Raw genomic sequence first — 21227 nt, 5'->3', positions numbered from 1 at the left:
TCATACCTCCCAAGTGGTGTGCAGTGCTGTCGGGCCGCGGAAACCCCAGCCCCAGAATTCGACGTCGGCGCCGGTGTCCCGTTCGAGGTTGGGGATCGCCTCGAAAAGCTCTTCGAGCCCGATGCGGCACACGTGATTGGCGAAGTAGATACCGGCGCAGGCGTGCTGTCCGGCGCCGAACGCCAGATGGGGCAGCGGTGGGCGGGTCATGTCGTACTCCGTCGGAGCGTCATAGACCTCGGCGTCGTGGTTGGCCGAGCCATAGGACATCAGGACGACCGAACCCTCGTGCAGGAAGACGTCGCCGACTGTGACGTCCTTCGTGCTGATGCGGGCGGTCGCCGACCAGATCGGGGAAGTCCAGCGCATGCCCTCGGAGATGGCGCGCGGAATCAACGCGGGTTCGTCGATCACCGCCTCGAGCTGCTCCGGACGGCTGAAGAGGCCGACGAGGGTCGACGCCATTGCGTGCCCGGGTTCCTGCATCGCGCCGAGCAGGAAGACGAAGAGCGTGGGATAGATGTAGTCCCGCTCCCGTACCTGTCCCTCGGGCATCCCGTCGTGCAGCCAGTGGGAGATGGCGCTGTCATCGGGATTGACGATCCAGTTGTCGATCAGGGGGTCCACGATGGCCCGGATCTCGGCCTTCGCGTCATCGCCCTGGATGAAGCCCTCCGGATTGGTGAACTCACCGTTCTCGTCCACGCCGGCATTCGTGAAGGAGTTCGACAGCCGGCGGAACCAGTCGCGTAGCGTGTCCGAGCTGACGTCGTTCAGGCCGAGCAGGTCGCCGAGGGCTCGCACGCTCACCGGCTCGCAGTACTGCGACACCAGGTCGGCCTTGCCGTCGTTCTCGAACTGCTCCACGTAACGCCGGGCAATGGGGCGGACGAGTGAATCGACCCAGCGGTCCACCTCCGACGGCTGCAGAGCGGGGTCGACCATCGAGCGGAGGTCGCGGTGGATATCGCCGTTGACCCCGATCACCGCGGGGTGGCCGAACGTGCGGCCGCCGGCCTTGGTGATGATTCCCTCGAAGTCGGGGCTGGTGGCGATGGCTCGGCACAGCTCCGCAGTGGTCGCCACGTAGGAGCCGAGGACCGGGAGGTACGCCAGTGGAGCCTCGGCGCGCAAACGCTCGTACACGGGGTAAGGGTTGCGTTCGAGTTCCGTCATGGTGATCTCGTCGATCCAGGAAAGGGTCGCAGTCATGGGATTCTCCTTGTTCGGTAACAACTTTCGCTGCAACGGCGGGTGAAGGAGAATGTAGGTGCCGGCTCTCGGGCGCGTCTAGCCGATTCGCGCGACGGCTGGACGATGTGCGCGACTAGTTGTGATTGGTATCTCAGTTATCCTCGACTCAGCGGGACGACACAGCTTCAATGGAGGTCGGAACGACATGTGGACGAGGCAGGTGTAGGCGATGGCATCGACGGTTACCGAGACTCATGACTGGGACGCGGCGTCGAGGGCGGTGGCCGGTGCGTACTTCCCGCACACGTTGACGGACCTGTCTCCGGACGGCTCCCTGAAACTCTCGATGCGTACCGTCGATTTCGGGTCGGTCACCCTCGGAAGACTGGGCTGGGGTGCGGACGTGTCGATCGCCTGCGACTACCCGGGCGCGTACGAGGTCAACATCCCGCTCTCCGGCTCCCTGGAGTCGCGCTCCCCGGTGGGTGACGTGGTGTCACGGCCCGGCCAGGCAACGGTGTTCCGGGCGAACGAACCCACCCTGATCAGCCGGTGGAGCGGGGATTGCTCGGTGCTCGGCGTCAAGTTCGACAGCGAATACCTCGAACGGGAAGCGGATCGCATACTGGGCACCGATGTGCGCTCGAAGTTGCTGCTGCCCTCTCAGATCGACCTCACCGACGCCTCGGGCAACAGCTGGTTCCGACTGTTGAGGTCGCTGACCGCGCAACTGCGCGAACCGTCCGACCTGCTCGCCAATCCGGTAGTGGGACCGCAGCTCGCCGGCGCCATCACCGCGGCCTTCGTCCTGGCAGTCACACCGGATCAGGAGGTGCGCAGGACGGCGCCGCGTCCCCGCATCGTCAAGCGCGTACTCGACGGGCTGAACGACGACCCGGCCCGCGCGTGGACGGCGGCAGACATGGCCCAGCTGGCGGGCACCAGCGTTCGCCGGCTGCAGGAAGGGTTTCGCGAGTACGTCGGGCGCAGCCCGTCCGAATGCCTCCTCGACATCCGCCTGACGCGCGCCGACGCCGATCTGAGGGCACGGGAGCCAGGTGTCACGGTGTCCGACATCGCTGCCCGGTGGGGTTTTACCCACGCCGGCCGGTTCTCCGCGGCATATCGTCGCAGGTACGGCAAATCCCCGTCAGAGCTCGTGCGCTTCTGACGGGGATTGCGCGTGTGTAGTTACTTGTTGCCGAAGTACGAGACGTCGTCGTTGCCGATGAGGTCCGGCACCGTCCAGCCGTCGAGGTCGTACTCGGCCAGGCACTGCTCGGCCAGACCCTTCATGGAGGCGACGTCACCACGGTTCTCGGCGGCGAAAAGCAGTTCCGCCTTGACGTTCTCGTGGTTGCCGGAGTAATTCCGCTCGTAGAGTTCGTGCCGGCCACCGAACTCGGTGCCGATCGAATCCCACAGCGCCTTCATGATTTTCACGCGGTCGACTGCGGTCATGCCGTCCGAGCCGCGAACGTACTTGTCGAGGTACGGACGCACGTCGGGACTCTTGAAGTCGGCGGCCGACGACGGCAGGTAGATCAGCCCGGATGCCACATCCTGCTCGATGATCTCCTTGATGCGGGGGTAGCCCTGGATCATGAACATGCGGTAGGTGAGGCCGTATTCGAGCTTGGGGATGACGGTGTCGCCGATCCAGGGCTCCGGGTTGCGTGCCATCGATTCGGTGAGGGACCAGAACAGGTTTCGCCAGCCGATCACTTCCCCGACTCGGGTCTGCACGCCTCGGAAGCCGCCCGCTCCGGTGGCGTCGAGTGCCTTCATCAGCATGCCGGCGATGAAGTCGAGCTTCACGGCGAGGCGGGTACAGCCCTGAAAAGTGAAGCGGGGCAAGAAGCCCGACTGCGGGAAGAAGCCGTTGATCTTGTCGACGTCGCCGTACATGAAAACGTTTTCCCACGGCACGAGGACCTTGTCGAAGATGAAGATGGTGTCGTTCTCGTCCATCCGGCTCGACAGCGGGTAGTCGAACGGGGTGCCCATCACCGCGGCGTTCTGGGTGAACGAGGACCGGCAGATCAGCTTCACGCCCGGTGCGTCCATCGGCACCGTGCAGATGAGCGCGAATTCCTTCTTCTTGATCGGCAGGCCGTAATGGGCGATGAAGTTGTAGTTGGTGATCGCCGAGCCTGTGGCCACGACCTTGGCGCCGGAGACGATCAGGCCCGCGTCGGTTTCCTTCTCCACCTTCATGAACACGTCGCCGACCTCGTCCGGGGGCAGCTGCCGGTCCACAGGAGGATTGATGATGGCGTGGTTCCAGTAGAGAACCTTCTCCTGCGACTCCTTGTACCAGCGTTCGGCGTTGTCCTGGAACGGCGAGTACAGCTCCTTGTTCGCGTGCAGGGTTCCGAGGAAGGACGCCTTGTAGTCGGGGGACCGGCCCATCCAGCCGTACGTCATCCGCGCCCAGGTGGCGATGGCGTCGCGCTCCTTCAGGAGGTCGTCGGACGAGGTCGGCGCCTTGAAGAACGGCATGGTGACGCCGCCGTTTCCGGTGTCGGTGGGGGTGGTGACCTTGTCGACGTGCTCACCGGTGTGCATCGAGTCGTAGAGACGGGCAGTCATGCGAATGGGGTTCCGGAACGCCGGGTGGGTGGTGACGTCCTCGACACGCTCGCCGTGTAACCAGATCTCGCGATCGTCACGCAACGATTCGATGTACTCGTCGCCGGTCATGGGCCGCGACGCGAAGTTCTTCGTGCGATTCACCTCGCTGTCGGCGGCGACGTTGACCTTGGTGCGGTCGACGGCGGTGTCGGGGGCGGATTCGGTGGTGGTCATCGAGATGGCCTTTCTTCGGGAATCGGAATCAGGAGACGGTGTGGAGATGGAACGGGGTGAACGAGGTGGTGGCGTCGAACCAGCCACTGTGCGGGTCGTCCATGGAACCGTTCCAGGCGGCCGAAGCCGACGGGGTGCCGAGGTCGTGGAATGTGCTGCGGTAGAACAGCAACGGATCCTTTCCTGTGGTCTGCGCGTCGACGATCTCGCCGATGAAGATGAGATGGTCGCCGCCGTCGTACTCGGCCCACGGCACGCACGACAGCGTGGCGGCCGAGCCGCAGAGGACGGGGGCGGTGGGGCCGTCCGTCCATGTCGGCTGCGGCTCCTGCGGCCGGCCGGCGAAATGCAGTGCTGTGTCGACCTGGTCGGCGGCCAGGATGTTCACCGCGAAGGGCGCGTTGCTGAGGTAGCGGCACGCCTTCGACTTACGGGTCAGCGTCACCTGGCACAGCCGTGGCTCGAGGGAGACGGCGGTGAAGGCGGTGACGGTGGCCCCGTGCGGTTCGCCGTCGGAGTTGCTGCACGTGATGACAGTGACTCCGCTGGCGAACTGTCCGAAAATGTTCCGGAGTTCGCGCTGTTCCATGATCGGAAGCCTCCCTTCGTGTCGGGGCGCTGGTGCGGTGAACACGAAGGTACGACCAGGTCCACCGCGCGTCGATCCGCTGTGCGAGGTGCCGATCCACTTTGCGCAGTGACTCGGATCACGGCGGAAATTGCAATCGATGGTGTCCGCGGTCACACTTGTGCCATGTCGACCACGTCCAGGTTCGTCCGTTCCGATGATTGGGACGAGGCGTCGCACGTGGTGTCGGACGTCTACTTCCCGCACCGCCTGACCCCGCTGAGCAGAGAGACCGCCGGCAATACGGTCGCGCAAGCCGTGGAGCTGGGCCCGGTGAAGATCACCCACATCGGGTGGGGAGCCGACGTATCGATCCAGTCGGATCACCCGGGTGCGTACGCGGTGAACGTGCCGCTGTCGGGACACCTGGAGTCGGTGACCGGGAAGACCGAGGTGTCGTCGGTGCCCGGGTCGGGGACCATCTGTCCACCCGACACCACGACGCTCATCACCGACTGGAGCAAGGACTGCTCGATCATCGGGGTGCGGGTCGACCGCGACTACTTACACAGGGAGATGGCGCGGATTCTGGCGCGGCCCGGACTGCGCCTTCCCCCGCAATTCGATCTGACCAGCGAGAACGGTGCCAGTTGGCTGGCGTTGGTGCGGTCACTCCTCGATCAGATGTTGCGTTCGGACGGTGTCTACGCCAACCCTCTCGTCGCCGAGCAGCTGTCGGGGGCGGTCACCACGGCACTGGTCCTGGCAGCGATCCCGGACGACGAGACGGCCGGTGCCGGTACCCGGCCGCGCATCGTCAAGCGGGTCATCGACGAGATCCACGCCGACCCCGCGCGGGCGTGGACGGCCGCCGAGATGGCCGAGATCGCGGGTGTCGGGGTCCGGCGCCTTCAGGAGGGATTCCAGGAGTACGTCGGGGTGAGCCCCCGCGACTACCTGCTCGACGTGCGGCTCGATCGTGTCCACGCCGACCTGCTCCGCGCCGACCCCTCGGCCACGGTGTCCGATGTCGCGATGCGGTGGGGGTTCACCCACACCGGCCGGTTCGCGGCGGCGTTCCGGAAGAAGTACGGGGCGGCGCCGTCGGACGTGCTGCGCGGCTGATGTCGTCTGGTCGGTCGCCGTTCGGCCTGGCTACGACAGGGCACCGATCCGGGCACGGGCACGCAGCGCGATGAGTTCCCGGGCGTGGGCCTCGAGCCCGCGATCCTCGTCGGACTGCGGAATCCATTGCCGCACTGTGGTTGCGGCGCCTTCCTCGTCGACCGCGGCGACCACGGTGAGGCAGTGGGTGGTCAGATTCATCTCGCCCGTGCGCGGATCGCCTGATCGCACGTGCACCGAGATGTGCATGGTCTGCGCGCCGGTATGGAGCAGTCGGGCATCGACCTCCACGACGTGACCGATCTGGATCGGCCGGTAGAACCGGACCCCACCGGCGTACACCGAGACGCACGGACCGCCGCTCCAGGCGGTACCGCAGAGGTAGGCGGCCTCGTCGATCCAGCGCATCACCGTGCCACCGTGGGTCTTGCCGCCCCAGTTGACGTCGGTGGGGGCTGCGAGAAATCTCATGACCGACACGGGTGCCGTGCCCTTGTCCGTGTATTCCTGCCTGCTCATCGCCTCTTCGATGTCGGCGCGGAGTCCGACCCGCATGATCGCCTCGTCGGCTTCGGCGTGGTCCTCGGCGGTGACGGGCCGCCACGGCGGGACGTTCTTCGGCTTGCCGGAATCATCGACGGCCACGAAGATCACCAGACAGTTACTGGCCTCGGTGAACTCACCGGTACGCGGGTCGGCCGAGGACACCGTGCACTGGATGTGCATGCTCGAGCGGCCCGTGTGCACCAGCCTTGCCTCGACCTCCACCAGGTGACCGGACTCGATCGATCGGGTGAAGCGGATGTTTCCCACATAGGCGGTGACGCAGTAGCCGCCACTCCAGCCGACCGCGCACGCGTAGGCGGCCTTGTCGATCCACTCGAGGATGCGACCACCCTGGATCGATCCGCCCAGGGTTGCTACCTCCGTGGGTGCCGCGAGGAAGCGGAGTGTGATGCTGCGGGGAGGGGTGTTCATCGATGTAATCCTCGGGGATGCGACGTGGCCGGCACAAAGCGCGAACCGGGGCGGCGAAACGTCGTTGTCCGCCGATGGCGGGGCAATTATCCCACGGATGCCCCGGGCCCACCCGTCCCCGATGTGAACGGGCCGCGGGTTGACGAACCGTGTGACTACAAGCACACTCGATAACGACCGCACAGCGTTCTCGCGGTACGCACAGCGTACGAGAGAGATCGGATCTGATAATGACCTCGACGTCGACCACGTCCGCACCGCACGTGGATCGGGCAAGCCTCGACCACGTCGACCGGGAGTTCTACCTCCCCGCCCAGCGAGTGCTGCCCTGGAAGGCAAACCTCGCGGCACTCCCCGGTGAACCCGGAACTCCGCTGCGCATCACGGGAGTGGTGCGGTCGCGCGACGGCGAAACGTTGTCGGGGGCAGAGCTCGAGGTGTGGCACGCGGACGCCGATGGATGCTATTCCGGGTACTCCGTCGAGATTCTGCGCAACAACCTGCGCGGCATTGTCGTCACCTGCGCCGGGGGTCGCTTCGACATCTCCACCATCAAGCCCGCGCCGTGCGAATTCTCCAGCGTCCCCAGCGATAACGAGGTGGGTCACATCAACGTGATCGTGCATGCGCGCGGTTACCGCTCGCTCGGGACGCGGGTGGTACCGCCACCCGGCGCAACGCACGAGATGTCCTGCGAATTCGTGCTCGACCCGCTGTAGCCGGATCGCAGCTGTCAGCCCGCGAACCCCATGTCGGAGCTGAGGGCGGCCGCGGCGGCGAGGACGCACGGCACGGCCTGTTCCCGGAATTGTGCGGGCGTATTGCGTGCAGTGGAGGTGGAGCAGGCCACCACGCCCACGACGGAGCCCGCCGCGTCCCGGACCGGGGCGGCCAGCGAGATGAGTCCCTTTTCGAGCTCCTCGGACGTCAACGCGAATCCTTGCTCACGAACCTTGGTGAGTTCACGTTCGAGCTCTGCGGCGCTGCCGATGGTGTCGGGTCCGTTTTGGCGAAGGTCGACTCGCTGACCACGCGTTCGACGACGTCGGCGGGAGCCCACGCGAGCAGTGCGCGCCCCATCGACGTGGCGTACGCGGGGACGCGGGTGCCTACCGAGACGTTGATACTCATGATCCGGCGGACGGGAACGCGCGCTGCGTAGACCACGTCGGCCCCGTCGAGCACTCCCAGCGAGGCCGACTCCTGAGTCTTCTCCGCCACCTCGAGCAGTCGCGGCATCGCCGCCTCGATGAGGGCGTGCGACTCCGAGTAGTGCTGCCCGATGCTGAGCACGCGGGGCGTGAGTGACCACCGGCCTCCCGAGCCGGCGACGTAACCGAGCTTCTGCAGTGTGAGCAGGATCCGGCGGACCGCGGGACGCGAGAGCCCCGCTTCGGTCGCGAGTTCGGCCAGTGTCGGGTTGGGGCGCTGCGCATCGAAGGCCAGAAGCACTGCGAAGCCACGTTCGATGCTCTGGATGTAGTCGCGATCGTTCTCGGGCATTGCGGCCTCCACCAGCGGTTTCGTCAGGGTGCACGGAAGTTGGGGTTGACATTTCAATGTGACTGCGCGCACAGTAGATATGTACGCACAGCGTGATGTTAGTACGCATAGCGTACAGAACGCAAGACCTCGGCGCGTGAACACCCACCGTGTCGCCCACAACTCGATATCAGCCTTATCCGCTTCCCTCCCAGCCCAAGGAGAAACAGATGACCACCACCGAGAGCCCCACCGCCGCCGGATCCGGCTCCGCAGCCACCGACAAGTTCAAGTCCGAACGCGTCAGCGCCGACACCTCACCGGAGCGGCTCGCGGCGATCGCCAAGGACGCCCTCGGCGCGCTCAACGACGTGATCCTGAAGCACGGCGTCACCTACCCCGAGTACCGCGTGTTCAAGCAGTGGCTGATCGACGTCGGTGAGGGCGGGGAGTGGCCGCTGTTCCTCGACGTGTTCATCGAGCACTCCGTCGAAGAGGTTCTCGCCCGCACCCGCAAGGGAACCAAGGGCAGCATCGAGGGGCCGTACTACATCGCCGGTGCGCCGGAACTGCCCGCCACCTGCACCCTGCCCATGCGCGACGAAGACAAGAAGATCACCCCGCTGGTCTTCTCCGGCCAGGTCACCGACCTCGAGGGGAACGGGCTCGCCGGCGCGAAGGTCGAGCTGTGGCACGCCGACAACGACGGTTACTACTCGCAGTTCGCCCCGCACCTGCCCGAGTGGAACCTGCGCGGCACGATCATCGCCGACGAGGAGGGCCGCTACGAGATCACCACGATCCAGCCGGCGCCCTACAAGATTCCGACCGACGGCCCGACCGGTCAGTTCATCGAGGCGCAGAACGGTCACCCGTGGCGTCCCGCGCACCTGCATCTCATCGTGTCGGCTCCCGGGAAGGAGTCGGTGACCACGCAGCTGTATTTCAAGGGCGGCGAGTGGATCGACAGCGACGTCGCGTCCGCCACCAAGCCCGAGCTCATTCTCGACCCGAAGACCGGTGACGACGGCAAGAACTACGTCACCTACAACTTCGTGCTCGACCCCGCGTGAGCTGTTCCACCCGTAGAGAGAGTGATTCGATGACCGACCTGTCTATCGTTTCCGTCGAAACGACGATCCTCGATGTGCCGCTGGTGCGTCCCCACAAGTTCGCCACCACGTCGATGACGGCGCAGCCACTGCTGCTCGTCGCCGTCACCACCGCGGGCGGCGTGACCGGTTACGGCGAGGGTGTCGTTCCGGGCGGCCCGTGGTGGGGCGGCGAATCGGTGGAGACGATGCAGGCGATCGTCAAGCGTTACATCGTCCCGGTCCTGCTGGGGCGGGGTGTCGACGAGATCACCGGAATCATGTCGGACATCGAAAGGGTGGTCGCGAACGCGCGTTTCGCGAAGGCCGCCGTCGACGTCGCATTGCACGACGCCTGGGCGCGCAGCCTCGGTGTGCCGGTGCATACGCTGCTCGGCGGAGCCTTCCGTGACAGCGTCGAGGTCACCTGGGCTCTCGGCGCCGCTCCCGCCGAGGAGATCGTCGAGGAGGCCCTCGGTCTCGTCGAGTCGAAGCGGCACTTCAGTTTCAAACTCAAGATGGGCGCCCTCGACCCGGAGGTCGACACTGCCCGGGTCGTTCGGATCGCCCAGGCACTGCAGGGCAAGGCCGGCGTCCGGATCGATGTCAATGCCCGCTGGGACCGGCTCACCGCGCTGAAGTACGTGCCCCTCCTCGTCGAAGGCGGCGTCGAACTGATCGAGCAGCCCACCCCCGGTGAACAGCTCGAGGTCCTCGCCGAACTCAACCGGCTCGTCCCCGTCCCCGTGATGGCGGACGAAAGTGTCCAGACGCCGCACGATGCTCTCGAGGTCGCGCGGCGCGGCGCGGCCGACGTCATCGCCGTGAAAACCACCAAATGCGGTGGGCTCAAGCGCAGTCGCGAGGTGGTGGCCATCGCCAAGGCGGCCGGCATCGCCTGCCACGGAGCCACGTCCATCGAGGGGCCGATCGGCACAGCGGCGTCCATTCACTTCGCCTGCTCGGAGCCCGGCATCGACTTCGGTTCCGAACTGTTCGGACCCCTGCTGTTCAGCGAAGAACTGCTGCAGCAACCACTGCAGTACGGCGACGGCAAGGTGCATCTGCCCGAAGGTCCCGGGCTCGGAGTCGAGCTCAACATGGATGCCGTCAAGACTTGGACCAGGAACTGAGGAGAACACCACCCGATGGCACTCTTTCACGTCCGGATGGACGTCAACATTCCCCGCGATCTCGACCCGGACGTCCGGGACGAGACCATCGCCAAGGAGAAGGCCTACTCTCAGGAGCTGCAGCGCTCCGGTAAGTGGCCGGAGATCTGGCGAATCGTCGGAAAGTACAGCAACATCAGCATTTTCGACGTCGACTCGGCCGACGAACTCCACGAAATACTGTGGAATCTGCCGCTGTTCCCCTACATGAACATCGAGATCACCGCGCTCACCCGGCACGGTTCCGACGTCAAGTAGGCGGCTCCGCCGCCCGTGAGTGGTTAACGAGTCCAGGGACTCGTCAACCACTCACGGGGCGCGGAGCGCCCTATCGTTGCTGCGCGAGGAGCCGGTCGACGGCCCGCACGCTGAGGACGTGGTCGAGTGCCATGGTGGCGCTACCGACCACCCCGGACAGCTCCCCGTGCGTCCAGGGCAGAATCTGTAGCTGTTGTGTGGCCACGGCAATAGCATTGCCGTACAGGGTTTCCCGAAGTCCGGCGACGAAAGTGTCGTAGGCCTGTGCCATGTCGCCGCCGACGATGACGACCTCCGGGTTGAGGAGATTGACCACGCCGGACAACACTTCGCCGATCTGACGCCCGCTCTCCCGGATCATCCGCCGCGCCTCCGCGTCGCCCGCGAGCGCCAGCGTGATCACGTCGCGGATGTGGGTGACGTTGCGTCCCTGTCCCTGAAGGTTACGGACCAAGGCCCACCCACCCGCAACGGCCTCGACACATCCCACGTCGCCGCAGCGGCACACCACACCTTGTGCCGCTGCGGTTTTCGTATGTCCGATTTCACCGGCAGCGCCGAGAGCGCCCCGCTGAAGGGCTCCTCCGGACACGATCCCGGCGCCGAGGCCGGTGGATGCCTTGATCAGGAGCATGTCGGCGAAGTCGCGGCGCTCTCCACGCCGCTCCGCCAGAACCATGACGTTGGCGTCGTTGTCGACGAAGACGGGCGCATCGGTCACCTCGGCGAGAAACGGTTGCAACGGCACTCCGTCCCACCCCGACATCATCGGTGAGTTGAGGCTGCACCCGCGCTCGATGTCGACGGTGCCGGGCAGGCTGATTCCGACTCCCACGGTGCGGCGGGCCGTCCCACCCAGGCTCTCGCGAAGCGAGATCAGACGTTGCGCAATGACCGGCATCAATTCCGCTGGGCTCGTGCCGATTTCCTGCTCGACGTCCTCGACGACGAGGACGTCCCCGGCCAGGTCGCAGATCGCGAGCTGGGTGCGACTCCGGCCGATCGCGGCGGACAGCACCACCCCTGCCTGAACATGGAAGGAGAGCTTGACCGGTGGCCGGCCGCCGGTCGAGACGCCTTCTTCTCGTTCCACGACGAGTCCGGACGCCTGCAGTGTCGAGACGCGGGCCGCCACCGCCGTGCGGGACAGGCCGGTGAGATTCCCGATCTCGGTTCGGGTGGTTGCTTGGCCGTCGCGGATGAGCGCGAAGACGTCGCCGCCCGTCGCCGGGGAAGTAGTCGATCGTGGCGTCGTCCGCATACGGCCATTCAACCAACCCGGACGCTCGACTGACAACGTAAGCGATGCATCTTTGTTCTTGAAAATACTTAAGTCTGTCTTGATTGAGAGCCAAAGGTGCCCTACTCTCGTCTGTGACGGCCCACACATTGGCTTTCAGAGGGAGAATGACATGCCACCTGCGAACACGGTCTTTCCAGCCAAGACGGTGGATCCCTGCGACTTCGTCGTCTTCGGCGGAACAGGCGACCTCGCCGTCCGAAAGCTGCTTCCGGCGCTCTACCTGCGCGATCGCGACGGACAGCTACCACCGGAGACCCGAGTGATCGGCGCCTCGCGAGCGGGCCTCGACACCGAGGGCTACCGGGACAAGGTCCGTGGGGAACTCGCGCGGTTCGTCCCGAATGATCAACTGGATGCGCAGACGTGTGACCGATTTCTCCGTCGGCTCGAGTACGTGAGCGTCGACCTCGCCGATCCCGACACCTGGACGGGCCTCACCGAATGTCTCGCGGGGCGGGAGGAGCTCATCCGAGTCTTCTATCTAGCCTGCGCACCGGGACTGTTCGGGCCGATCTGCGAGAACCTGCAGTTGCACGGCCTTGCGAGTGCGCGGTCCCGGGCGGTACTCGAGAAACCGATCGGACACGACCTCGCCTCGGCGCGCGCCGTCAACGACGCGGTCGGCGCCGTATTCGACGAATCGCAGATCTTCCGCATCGATCATTACCTCGGCAAGGAGAGTGTGCAGAACCTCCTGGTCACTCGCTTCGCCAATACGTTTCTCGAGCCGTTGTGGAATTCCACGTCCGTGGACCACGTGCAGATCAATGTCGCGGAATCACTGGGTGTCGGGAGTCGTGGGGGGTACTACGAGTCGGCCGGAGCGCTGCGCGACATGCTGCAGAACCACCTGCTGCAGCTGCTGTGCCTCGTCGCGATGGAACCACCCACCTACGTCGATCGTGAGACTGTGCGCGACGAAAAGCTGAAGGTGCTGCAAGCGCTGAAGCCCATGAGCCCGGACGATGTCGAACGGTGCACCGTCGCAGGACAGTACGGTCCCGGACTGGCCGAGGGTGTGGCCGTTCCCGGTTACCGAGACGAGGTCGAGAACCCCCACAGTCGCACCGAGACGTTCATTGCCGTGAAGGCCGAGATCCAGAACTGGCGGTGGGCGGGTGTGCCGTTCTACCTGCGCACCGGTAAGCGGATGGACCGCAGATGCTCGGAGATCGTGGTGCAGTTCAAGCCCGTCCCGCACCCGATGTTTCCCGGCAGTGAAGGCCACAGCGAACCCAACCGTCTCGTGATCCAGCTCCAGCCCCACGAGGGCATGCGATTGCACATGACGGCCAAGGAACCCGGCCCCGGTGGTATCCGCCTGCGGCCGGTGTCGTTGGACCTCAACTACATCGAGACGTTCAAGCGGCCCTCACCGGATGCCTACGAGCGGTTGCTGATGGACGTCGTCCGGGGCAACCCCACCCTGTTCATGCGTCGCGACGAGGTGGAGGCAGCATGGGAATGGGTGGAACAGATCCTTGTCGGCTGGAACCGCTCCGAACGGCTCCCGCGCCGGTATCCGGCGGGTACCAACGGACCCACCGACGCCACCACTCTCATCGAGCGCGACGGACGCATCTGGCACGAAGGAGTTCCCGCATGACCGAAACACCCACACCGACTGCCGACGTGCACCCCGTCCTCGCCGCCGTCACCGAGCGGATCATCGAACGCAGCAGGCCCGAGCGCACGATTTACCTGGACCGGATCCGGCAGGCGGGCGACCACGGACCGGCCCGCGGCAAACTGGCCTGCGCGAACCTCGCGCACGGCTTCGCCGCGTCCGGCCCGGCCGACAAGAAGGCGCTGCGCAGCTTCGTCAAGCCCAACATCGCGATCGTCTCGTCGTACAACGACATGCTGTCGGCGCACCAGCCGTTCGAGCACTTCCCGCGACAGCTGAAGGCCGCGGTCATGGAGGCCGGTGGCATCGCCCAGTTCGCCGGCGGTGTTCCCGCGATGTGCGACGGCATCACCCAGGGCCGCGACGGCATGCAGTTGTCGTTGTTCAGCCGTGACGTGATCGCGATGGCGACGGCGATCGGACTGTCGCACGACATGTTCGACGGCGCGCTGATGCTGGGTGTGTGCGACAAGATCGTGCCGGGAATGCTCATCGGCGCACTGGGATTCGGGCATCTTCCGACGATTTTCGTTCCGGCCGGACCGATGACGTCCGGTCTGCCGAACAACGAGAAGTCCCGCGTTCGCCAGCTCTACGCGGAGGGCAAGGCCGAACGTGAGGAACTGCTCGACGCGGAGGCGGCCAGCTACCACGGCGCAGGCACCTGCACGTTCTTCGGCACGGCCAACTCCAACCAGCTCCTCATGGAGGTCATGGGCCTGCACTTGCCGGGGTCGAGCTTCGTCAACCCGGGGACGCCGCTGCGAGACGCCCTCACGTCCGAAGCGGGGAAGCGGGTCACCGGGCTCACCGCGCTGGGCGACGACTACACGCCGGTCGGCGAGGTCGTGGACGAGCGTGCCGTGGTCAACGGCTGCGTCGCGTTGCTCGCGACCGGCGGATCGACCAACCACACCATGCACCTCGTCGCGATCGCCCGGGCCGCGGGCATCACGCTGACCTGGGACGATCTGGCGGAGCTGTCCGCGGTGGTGCCGTTGCTCGCCCGCATCTACCCCAACGGTTCGGCGGACGTGAACCACTTCCACGCCGCCGGCGGCCTCGGCTACGTGGTCTCCTCCATGCTCGATGCGGGCCTGCTGCACGAGAACGTCAAGACCGTTGCCGGCGCCGGACTCCGCCGTTACACGGAAGAGCCGAAGCTGTCCGGTGATGGCGTCGAATGGCAGCCGGGTACGCGAATCAGCCTCGACACCAGCGTGTTGCGCGGACCGGAAGACCCGTTCGACGTCAGCGGTGGGCTCACGATGCTCACCGGAAATCTGGGTTCGTGCGTGATGAAGACGTCGGCCGTTCACCTGGACCACCGCGTGGTGACCGCGCCGGCCAGGGTCTTCGACGACCAGCTCGACTTCCTCGCCGCGTTCGAGGCGGGCACGCTGACAGGCGATTTCGTGGCCGTGCTCCGGTACCAGGGCCCACGCGCCAACGGCATGCCCGAATTGCACAAGCTCACACCGGTACTCGGTGTTCTGCAGGACCAGGGCCGGAGGGTCGCATTAGTCACCGACGGCCGGATGTCCGGCGCCTCGGGCAAGGTGCCGGCAGCTATTCACCTCACCCCGGAGGCGGCCGCAGACGGACCGCTCGCGCGTGTGCGTGACGGCGACCTCCTGACCGTCGATGCCGTGACCGGAACTGTGAACGTGCACCTCGACGACGAAGAACTCGCCGCCCGCCCGGCGACCGGTCGTGCGCTCAGTGCCGACGAGTGGGTCGGCACGGGGCGTGAACTCTTCGCCGGACTCCGCGCCGCCGTCGGACCGGCCACCCAGGGCGCCAGCGTCTTTCATCCCCAACCCGCATAAGGAGCAATTCCAGTGACTGTCAGTCCTTCTCTCCTCGACCGTGTCCCGGTCATCCCTGTCGTCGTGATCGACGACGTTGCACATGCCGTTCCGGTGGCGCGTGCGCTGGTGGCCGGCGGCATCCCCATGATCGAACTGACCCTGCGCACATCCTGCGCACTCGACGCCATCAAGGCGATCGCGACCGAGGTGCCGGACATTTGCGTGGGTGCAGGCACCATTGTGGAACCGGACCAGGCGGCGCGTGCGGCAGAAGCCGGTGCCCAGTTCCTGGTGTCGCCGGGTAGCACCGAGTCGCTGCTGAAGGCGATGACCGACACCGGTTTGCCGCACCTTCCCGGTGCCGCGACCGTGTCCGAGGTGTTGTTCCTCCTCGAACACGGCTACCGGGAGCTCAAGTTCTTCCCGGCCGAGGCGTCCGGGGGTGCCAAGTTTCTCGGCTCGATCCATTCGCCGGTTCCCGCGGCCAGGTTCTGCCCCACCGGCGGGGTGTCGACCTCGAATGTGCGGGACTACCTGGCACTGCCCAACGTCGGGTGTGTCGGCGGATCCTGGCTCACGCCCTCCGACGCCGTGAAGCAGAAGGACTGGGACCGGATCAGCGCGCTGGCCAGTGAGGCGGCAGCACTCGCTCGTTAGGCCGAGAACGCGCGCGGTACGGTGAGGTCGTGCGAGACAAGGAAAACGGTGATCCAGGACGGCCGGGCTCGCAGTCTTCGCTGAAGTCCGCCAATCAGCACCGAGTGGTGCGTGCCCTGCAGATGTCGGGCGAGCTGACTCAGGCCGAGATCGCCAGGCGCACCGGTTTGGCTCCCGCCACCGTCTCCAACATGGTCAAGGAACTGACCGCGGCCGGAATGGTCACCGTGCCCGACGGCGACCACCCCGGCCAGCGCGGTCGGGCGGTGCGACTGACGCGGAAGATGGGGCTCGCGGTCGGGATCGACTTCGGCCACCGCCACCTCACCGTCGCAGTCGCCGACATGGCACACGATGTCCTGGCCGAGGAGAGAGTCGAACTCGCAGCCGGACATCGCGCCGAAGAAGGCGTGGTGCAGGCGGGCACCCTTCTCGACGCTGCCCTCGACCGTCTCGGCTGCGACCGCACGTCCGTCCTGGCCGTCGGCATGGGCCTGCCTGCGCCGCTCGAGACCGACACCGGTGAGGTCGGTGGCCCGTCGATCCTCCCCGGCTGGGTGGGTGTCGACGCCGCCGCCATCGCGTCCGATCATCTCGGTATCGCCGTCCACGTCGACAACGATGCCAACCTCGGTGTATTGGCCGAGCACATGTGGGGCGCAGGCCGGGGAACCACCGATCTCGCATACATCAAACTGTCCGACGGTGTGGGCGCGGGCCTTGTCCTCGACGGCCGGCTCTACCGTGGAAGAGGCGGCACCGCAGGCGAAATCGGCCACGTCACTCTCGACGAGTTCGGTCAGGTATGCCGTTGCGGCAACCGAGGATGCCTCGAGACGCTCGTCGCCTCCCACGTCGTCATCGCCCTGCTCGAGCCGAGCCGCGGCACCGGCCTGAGTATCGCCGACGTCGTCGCCATGGCCGAGAACGGTGATGCCGCCTGCGTCAGGGTGCTCGCCGACACCGGCAGGCATGTCGGCGTCGCAGCCGCGAGCCTCTGCAACCTCCTCAACCCTGAGCGTCTCGTCATCGGCGGGGAACTCGCCCTGGCGGGCGATTTGCTGCTCGGTCCCCTTCGTGAGGTCCTGGCGCGTTACGCCGTGCCCAGCGCAGTGCGATCGCTCGAGGTGCGCGTCGCCGAGTTGGGCTCCCGGGCCCAGGTGCTCGGTGCCGTCGCGCTGGGCTTGCGTTCTGCACTGCCCTCCTGACCGACACCGCCCGCCTGGCTGACAGCATTCATTCCCGAACATCACGCTCGGTATTTTCGGGTTTCTATGTTCATAGGTTGACGATTCGCGGCTTTCTTGCCTACTGTGGTCCACACCACATTTATTGCGTGCGCCTTCGCCGCGCGGCGGGTCTCGGCCTCGCATACACCCCCTTCCTCCCGAGGAGTCCCATGACCGAAAACGTTCTGTCACCCGGCGCAAAGGTGCCGCCCAGCGACACAGGGGAGGGCACAGCTGTGCCCTTCCGGATCGCGGCTGTCGCTGCCTTGGGCGGCCTCTTGTTCGGATACGACAGCGCGGTGATCAACGGCGCGGTCTCGGCGATCGAAGGCAAGTTCCAGGTCGAGTCGGCCTTGCTCGGCTTCGCCATCGCTTCGGCCCTGCTGGGCGCGGCCGCGGGCGCCATGGTGGCCGGCCGCATCGCCGACCGGTACGGACGGCTCGTCACGATGCAGGCTGCCGCGGTGATGTTCCTGCTCAGCGCGCTGGGGACGGGGTTCGCCCCTGATGTCGAAGTCCTCGTGGTGTTCCGCATCGTCGGCGGCCTCGGTGTCGGCTTGGCCTCGGTGATCGCCCCCGCATACATCGCGGAAATTTCTCCGGCCCGGGTGCGGGGACGCCTGGGTTCACTGCAGCAGCTCGCGATCGTCACCGGCATCTTCGTCTCGCTCCTCGTCGACTACGCCCTGGCCGCCCTTGCCGGCGGGTCCCAGGAGGAATTGTGGTTCGGACTCGAAGCTTGGCGGTGGATGTTCCTCGCCATGTGCGTTCCCGCGCTCGCGTACGGACTGCTGTCGCTGACCATCCCCGAATCGCCCCGCTACCTGATCGCCCAGGGTCGTCTCGGTGAGGCCCGCGGCGTTCTCGCAGTGCTTCTCGGGGAGAAGGGTCTCGACCTCAAAGTCGAGAGCATTCGTGCCACTCTTGCTCGCGAGAACGAACCCTCCATCAGGGACCTGAAGGGGTCGGCGATCGGTCTCCTGCCGATCGTGTGGATAGGGATCGGTCTGTCGGTCTTTCAACAGTTCGTCGGCATCAACGTGATCTTCTACTACTCGAGCGTGCTGTGGCAGGCGGTCGGTTTCGACGAGGGCAGTTCGCTGCAGATCACCGTCATCACCGCGGTGGTCAACATCGCGACCACTCTCATCGCGATCGCGTACATCGACCGGGTGGGCCGTCGACCGCTCCTGATCATCGGCTCGGCCGGTATGGCCGTGACACTGGCGACCATGGCCGTCATCTTCGGCACCGCTTCCACCACCGTCGTGAACGGGGTGACAACTCCCCAGCTCACGGGTCTGCAGGGGCCGATCGCGCTGATCGCCGCCAACCTCTTCGTGGTGGCCTTCGGAATGTCGTGGGGACCCGTGGTCTGGGTCCTGCTCGGAGAGGCCTTCCCCAACCGCATCCGGGCGGCGGCCCTGTCCCTGGCTGCCGGTGCGCAGTGGGCGGCGAACTGGCTGATCACCGTGAGCTTCCCGTCGATGAAGGATTTCTCGCTCGGCATCTCCTACGGCTTCTACGCCGTGTGCGCGGTGTTGTCGCTCGTCTTCGTCCTCCGCTGGGTCAAAGAGACCAAGGGCGTCGAACTCGAAGCCATGCAATCGGATCCGGTGGTGTAGATACTCAGCGCTCGGCGTCGTCCTTCAGTTCTTCGATCGCGGTGGCGGATTCGGTGACGATCGCCCGCATGGCCGCCTCCGCGGCAGCCGCATCGCCCCTCTGAACGGACGAAGCGACGACGCCGTGGAGCGCAATGGCCTCGTCTTCGGCGACGTGCGGCATGAGCGAATGCCGGGTCCTGCCCTCGAGAACCTCCACCACGATCTGCGACATCGCCCTCAGTAAGGGATTGCCCGAGGCGGCCAGCAACGTCCGATGAAAGTCGGAGTCGTGGCCGAGATAGGCGTCGGTGTCCGCAGCCCGGGCGGTGGACGCCATGCCGATCACTGCCGCTGTGAGCGCGCCACACTGTTCCGGTGTGGCGCGCTCTGCTGCGAGACGGGCCGCGAGAGGCTCGATACCCGACCGCAACTCGCTCAGACTGGACAGCTGCTCGAAGCGCTGTGGCCCGGCCAGCTTCCATCGAATGACGCTGGGGTCGAGGGAGTTCCAGTGGTCCTCGCCGAGGACGGTGATGCCTACTCTGCGCCGGACCGCGAGAAGTCCCAGAGATTCGAGTACGCGCACCACTTCCCGGACCACGGTGCGGGAGACGGAGTACTGCGTCACCACGTCGTCGGCCGAGATGCGGGTGCCGGGCGCGACGACACCCGCCACGATGTCGCTTCCCAACCGGTCGAGCACCGTCTCGTGCAATTGCCGGTACTCGACGGCGTCTGAGTTGGTCATTCGCCGATGCTCCCATGATCGCCCGCACTGAACACACATTGACGCCCATCTTCGCTTCTAAGTACTACGTAATGGCAGCGCATCTTGTAATCGTAGGATTTATGAGGCAAAGTGACGGGCGTCACGAACATGGGTCGAGTCCACCACCGATAACCCGGGAGCAACAGATGGGTACCGCTTCACTACTCGCCGCCGCGGACAGCGCCGGTCATGACGCGCGCTTGATCACGGCCGCCGTCGTCGGCGTCGCCGCCATCATCGCGATGATCACCTGGCTCAAGCTGCATCCCTTTCTCGCGTTGGCGATCGGTGCCGTCGGTGTCGGTATCGCCGCCGGGCTCGGAGCCACGGACTCGGTGGCCGCCTTCGTGGAGGGCTTCGGCGCGACGATGGGAAGTGTCGGCATCCTCATCGGGTTCGGCGCAATGTTCGGAAAATTGCTTGCCGACTCCGGTGGCGCAGATCGGGTGGTCGACACGCTCGTCGCACGTTCCGGGCCACGCACACTGCCCTGGATGATGGCTCTGGTCGGCGCGGTCATCGGATTACCGATGTTCTTCGAGATCGGCCTCGTACTGCTGATGCCGGTGATCATCTTGGTAGCTCGACGGTCGGGCCTGTCGCTGATGCGCATCGCCATCCCCACCCTCGCCGGTTTGTCGGCCATGCACGGCCTCGTCCCACCGCACCCCGGACCGCTCGTCGCGGTGTCGGCCCTCAACGCCAATCTGGGGCTCACCCTCGCGCTCGGTGTGGTCGTGGCCATTCCCACCGTGATCGTGGCCGGGCCGCTGTTCAGCAAGCTGGCGGCGCGCTGGGTGGACGTGCCGGTACCCGAGCTCTATGTCACCACCGAGGACCTCGAGGGTGCCGAGGCAGCGGCCGAGCGTCAGCGCCCCGGTTTCGCGGCGACCCTCGCCGCCATTCTGCTGCCCGTCGTCCTGATGCTGGGTAAGGCCATCGCCGACGTCATCGCCCCCGATTCGGAGGCCGCCGCCAAGAACCTGCTCGACTTCCTCGGAACCCCGGTCGTCGCCCTCGGACTGGCCGTGCTCGCCGGGATGGCGCTACTCGGCCGCGGTGGCGGTATGGACCGCAAAGCCATTGCGTCGTCGCTCGAGAGTTCGCTGCCCCCGATCGCGGGAATCCTTCTCATCGTCGGAGCGGGCGGCGGATTCAAGCAGGTTCTCATCGACACGGGTATCGCCGATGTGATCGCCGAAGCCATCAAGGGCAGCGCTCTTCCGGTGCTGTTCCTCGCCTGGCTGGTCGCGGTGTTGATCCGCGTCGCCACAGGTTCGGCCACCGTCGCGACTGTCACCGCATCAGGGATTCTCGCCCCGGTCGCTGCCGAACTGACGTCCACCCACGTGTCGTTGATGGTTCTCGCCATCGGCTCCGGATCACTCTTCCTTTCCCACGTCAACGACGCCGGCTTCTGGCTTGTCAAGGAATATCTGGGAGTCTCGGTGGTCCAGAACCTGAAGACGTGGACGGTGATGGAGTGCATCATTTCCGTGACCGGCCTGGCCGGTGTCCTCGCGCTGAGCGCATTCATCTGAGGGATAG

At 65.9% G+C, this 21227-nt stretch carries 18 protein-coding genes and 1 pseudogene; 12 read left to right on the top strand and 7 right to left on the bottom strand.

Annotated elements, in window-relative coordinates:
* A complete protein-coding gene (locus CBI38_RS27230; RefSeq protein WP_109333839.1) occupies positions 1-1212 on the bottom strand; it encodes a cytochrome P450 in 1212 nt (403 codons plus the stop codon).
* Between the two features lie 211 nt (positions 1213-1423).
* On the opposite strand from CBI38_RS27230, the gene CBI38_RS27225 reads away from it, so the two are divergent.
* Positions 1424-2365, top strand: coding sequence for an AraC family transcriptional regulator (locus tag CBI38_RS27225; protein ID WP_109333837.1), 942 nt, complete (start codon positions 1424-1426; stop codon positions 2363-2365).
* A 20-nt stretch (positions 2366-2385) separates the two neighbouring features.
* Here the strand turns inward: CBI38_RS27225 and CBI38_RS27220 are convergent, their stop codons facing one another.
* Entirely contained in the window at positions 2386-4002 is a 1617-nt protein-coding gene (locus tag CBI38_RS27220; protein ID WP_109333835.1) for a 4-hydroxyphenylacetate 3-hydroxylase family protein, read from the bottom strand.
* Positions 4003-4030: 28 nt separating this feature from the next.
* Positions 4031-4591: a flavin reductase family protein gene (locus CBI38_RS27215; RefSeq protein ID WP_109335393.1), complete on the bottom strand. Its 561-nt coding sequence runs from the start codon at positions 4589-4591 to the stop codon at positions 4031-4033.
* A gap of 165 nt (positions 4592-4756) precedes the next feature.
* On the opposite strand from CBI38_RS27215, the gene CBI38_RS27210 reads away from it, so the two are divergent.
* Complete coding sequence (locus tag CBI38_RS27210; RefSeq protein ID WP_109333834.1) at positions 4757-5695, top strand: AraC family transcriptional regulator; 939 nt, start codon at positions 4757-4759, stop codon at positions 5693-5695.
* A gap of 30 nt (positions 5696-5725) precedes the next feature.
* On the opposite strand, the gene CBI38_RS27205 is transcribed toward CBI38_RS27210, so the two are convergent.
* Positions 5726-6673, bottom strand: coding sequence for an acyl-CoA thioesterase (locus CBI38_RS27205; RefSeq protein ID WP_109333832.1), 948 nt, complete (start codon positions 6671-6673; stop codon positions 5726-5728).
* A gap of 230 nt (positions 6674-6903) precedes the next feature.
* On the opposite strand from CBI38_RS27205, the gene CBI38_RS27200 reads away from it, so the two are divergent.
* Positions 6904-7392 (top strand): dioxygenase family protein, encoded by a 489-nt coding sequence (locus CBI38_RS27200; RefSeq protein ID WP_109333830.1) that lies wholly within the window; start codon positions 6904-6906, stop codon positions 7390-7392.
* A 14-nt stretch (positions 7393-7406) separates the two neighbouring features.
* Here CBI38_RS27200 and CBI38_RS27195 read toward each other — a convergent pair.
* Positions 7407-8176 (bottom strand): annotated as a pseudogene (locus CBI38_RS27195) (IclR family transcriptional regulator domain-containing protein).
* A 209-nt stretch (positions 8177-8385) separates the two neighbouring features.
* Here CBI38_RS27195 and catA point away from each other — a divergent pair.
* The 3 genes from catA to catC are packed head-to-tail and all read left to right on the top strand — an operon-like array spanning position 8386 to position 10676.
* Positions 8386-9228, top strand: coding sequence for a catechol 1,2-dioxygenase (gene catA, locus CBI38_RS27190; protein WP_109333828.1), 843 nt, complete (start codon positions 8386-8388; stop codon positions 9226-9228).
* 29 nt (positions 9229-9257) lie between these two features.
* Positions 9258-10379 (top strand): muconate/chloromuconate family cycloisomerase, encoded by a 1122-nt coding sequence (locus CBI38_RS27185; RefSeq protein WP_109333826.1) that lies wholly within the window; start codon positions 9258-9260, stop codon positions 10377-10379.
* A 15-nt stretch (positions 10380-10394) separates the two neighbouring features.
* A complete protein-coding gene (catC, locus tag CBI38_RS27180) occupies positions 10395-10676 on the top strand; it encodes a muconolactone Delta-isomerase (RefSeq protein ID WP_109333824.1) in 282 nt (93 codons plus the stop codon).
* 70 nt (positions 10677-10746) lie between these two features.
* On the opposite strand, the gene CBI38_RS27175 is transcribed toward catC, so the two are convergent.
* Positions 10747-11937: an ROK family transcriptional regulator gene (locus CBI38_RS27175; protein ID WP_109333822.1), complete on the bottom strand. Its 1191-nt coding sequence runs from the start codon at positions 11935-11937 to the stop codon at positions 10747-10749.
* Between the two features lie 151 nt (positions 11938-12088).
* Here CBI38_RS27175 and zwf point away from each other — a divergent pair, with 151 nt between their 5' ends.
* The 5 genes from zwf (at position 12089) to CBI38_RS27150 (ending at position 18928) form a co-directional block, all read left to right on the top strand.
* Entirely contained in the window at positions 12089-13585 is a 1497-nt protein-coding gene (gene zwf, locus CBI38_RS27170) for a glucose-6-phosphate dehydrogenase (protein WP_109333820.1), read from the top strand.
* A complete protein-coding gene (gene edd, locus CBI38_RS27165; protein ID WP_109333818.1) occupies positions 13582-15435 on the top strand; it encodes a phosphogluconate dehydratase in 1854 nt (617 codons plus the stop codon). Before zwf ends, edd begins: the two co-directional genes overlap by 4 nt.
* 12 nt (positions 15436-15447) lie before the next feature.
* Positions 15448-16074, top strand: coding sequence for a bifunctional 4-hydroxy-2-oxoglutarate aldolase/2-dehydro-3-deoxy-phosphogluconate aldolase (gene eda, locus CBI38_RS27160; protein WP_109333816.1), 627 nt, complete (start codon positions 15448-15450; stop codon positions 16072-16074).
* Positions 16075-16103: 29 nt separating this feature from the next.
* Complete coding sequence (locus CBI38_RS27155) at positions 16104-17282, top strand: ROK family transcriptional regulator (protein WP_109333815.1); 1179 nt, start codon at positions 16104-16106, stop codon at positions 17280-17282.
* Positions 17283-17473: 191 nt separating this feature from the next.
* Positions 17474-18928 (top strand): sugar porter family MFS transporter, encoded by a 1455-nt coding sequence (locus CBI38_RS27150; protein WP_109333813.1) that lies wholly within the window; start codon positions 17474-17476, stop codon positions 18926-18928.
* Between the two features lie 4 nt (positions 18929-18932).
* On the opposite strand, the gene CBI38_RS27145 is transcribed toward CBI38_RS27150, so the two are convergent.
* Positions 18933-19658 carry a FadR/GntR family transcriptional regulator gene (locus CBI38_RS27145; RefSeq protein WP_109333811.1) on the bottom strand — a complete coding sequence of 242 codons (726 nt, stop codon included), beginning with the start codon at positions 19656-19658 and terminating at the stop codon, positions 18933-18935.
* Between the two features lie 167 nt (positions 19659-19825).
* Between CBI38_RS27145 and CBI38_RS27140 the strand changes: the two genes are divergently transcribed.
* Positions 19826-21220 (top strand): GntP family permease, encoded by a 1395-nt coding sequence (locus tag CBI38_RS27140; protein ID WP_109333809.1) that lies wholly within the window; start codon positions 19826-19828, stop codon positions 21218-21220.
* Positions 21221-21227 lie beyond the last annotated feature (7 nt).

The organism is Rhodococcus oxybenzonivorans (genome assembly GCF_003130705.1).
Lineage (GTDB): Bacteria > Actinomycetota > Actinomycetes > Mycobacteriales > Mycobacteriaceae > Rhodococcus_F > Rhodococcus_F oxybenzonivorans.
The sequence above is the reverse complement of the archived record's forward strand: the minus strand, read 5'-3'. Positions and strand labels throughout refer to the sequence as shown.

Bases quoted from the DNA above. Each gene is read 5' to 3' on its own strand.
- catA (WP_109333828.1), top strand. From the start codon at position 8,386: ATGACCACCACCGAGAGCCCCACCGCCGCCGGATCCGGCTCCGCAGCC.
- CBI38_RS27140 (WP_109333809.1), top strand. From the start codon at position 19,826: ATGGGTACCGCTTCACTACTCGCCGCCGCGGACAGCGCCGGTCATGAC.
- CBI38_RS27225 (WP_109333837.1), top strand. From the start codon at position 1,424: ATGGCATCGACGGTTACCGAGACTCATGACTGGGACGCGGCGTCGAGG.
- CBI38_RS27145 (WP_109333811.1), bottom strand. From the start codon at position 19,658: ATGACCAACTCAGACGCCGTCGAGTACCGGCAATTGCACGAGACGGTG.
- CBI38_RS27200 (WP_109333830.1), top strand. From the start codon at position 6,904: ATGACCTCGACGTCGACCACGTCCGCACCGCACGTGGATCGGGCAAGC.
- zwf (WP_109333820.1), top strand. From the start codon at position 12,089: ATGCCACCTGCGAACACGGTCTTTCCAGCCAAGACGGTGGATCCCTGC.
- CBI38_RS27150 (WP_109333813.1), top strand. From the start codon at position 17,474: ATGACCGAAAACGTTCTGTCACCCGGCGCAAAGGTGCCGCCCAGCGAC.
- edd (WP_109333818.1), top strand. From the start codon at position 13,582: ATGACCGAAACACCCACACCGACTGCCGACGTGCACCCCGTCCTCGCC.
- catC (WP_109333824.1), top strand. From the start codon at position 10,395: ATGGCACTCTTTCACGTCCGGATGGACGTCAACATTCCCCGCGATCTC.
- CBI38_RS27230 (WP_109333839.1), bottom strand. From the start codon at position 1,212: ATGACTGCGACCCTTTCCTGGATCGACGAGATCACCATGACGGAACTC.
- CBI38_RS27185 (WP_109333826.1), top strand. From the start codon at position 9,258: ATGACCGACCTGTCTATCGTTTCCGTCGAAACGACGATCCTCGATGTG.
- CBI38_RS27175 (WP_109333822.1), bottom strand. From the start codon at position 11,937: ATGCGGACGACGCCACGATCGACTACTTCCCCGGCGACGGGCGGCGAC.
- CBI38_RS27210 (WP_109333834.1), top strand. From the start codon at position 4,757: ATGTCGACCACGTCCAGGTTCGTCCGTTCCGATGATTGGGACGAGGCG.
- CBI38_RS27215 (WP_109335393.1), bottom strand. From the start codon at position 4,591: ATGGAACAGCGCGAACTCCGGAACATTTTCGGACAGTTCGCCAGCGGA.
- CBI38_RS27220 (WP_109333835.1), bottom strand. From the start codon at position 4,002: ATGACCACCACCGAATCCGCCCCCGACACCGCCGTCGACCGCACCAAG.
- CBI38_RS27205 (WP_109333832.1), bottom strand. From the start codon at position 6,673: ATGAACACCCCTCCCCGCAGCATCACACTCCGCTTCCTCGCGGCACCC.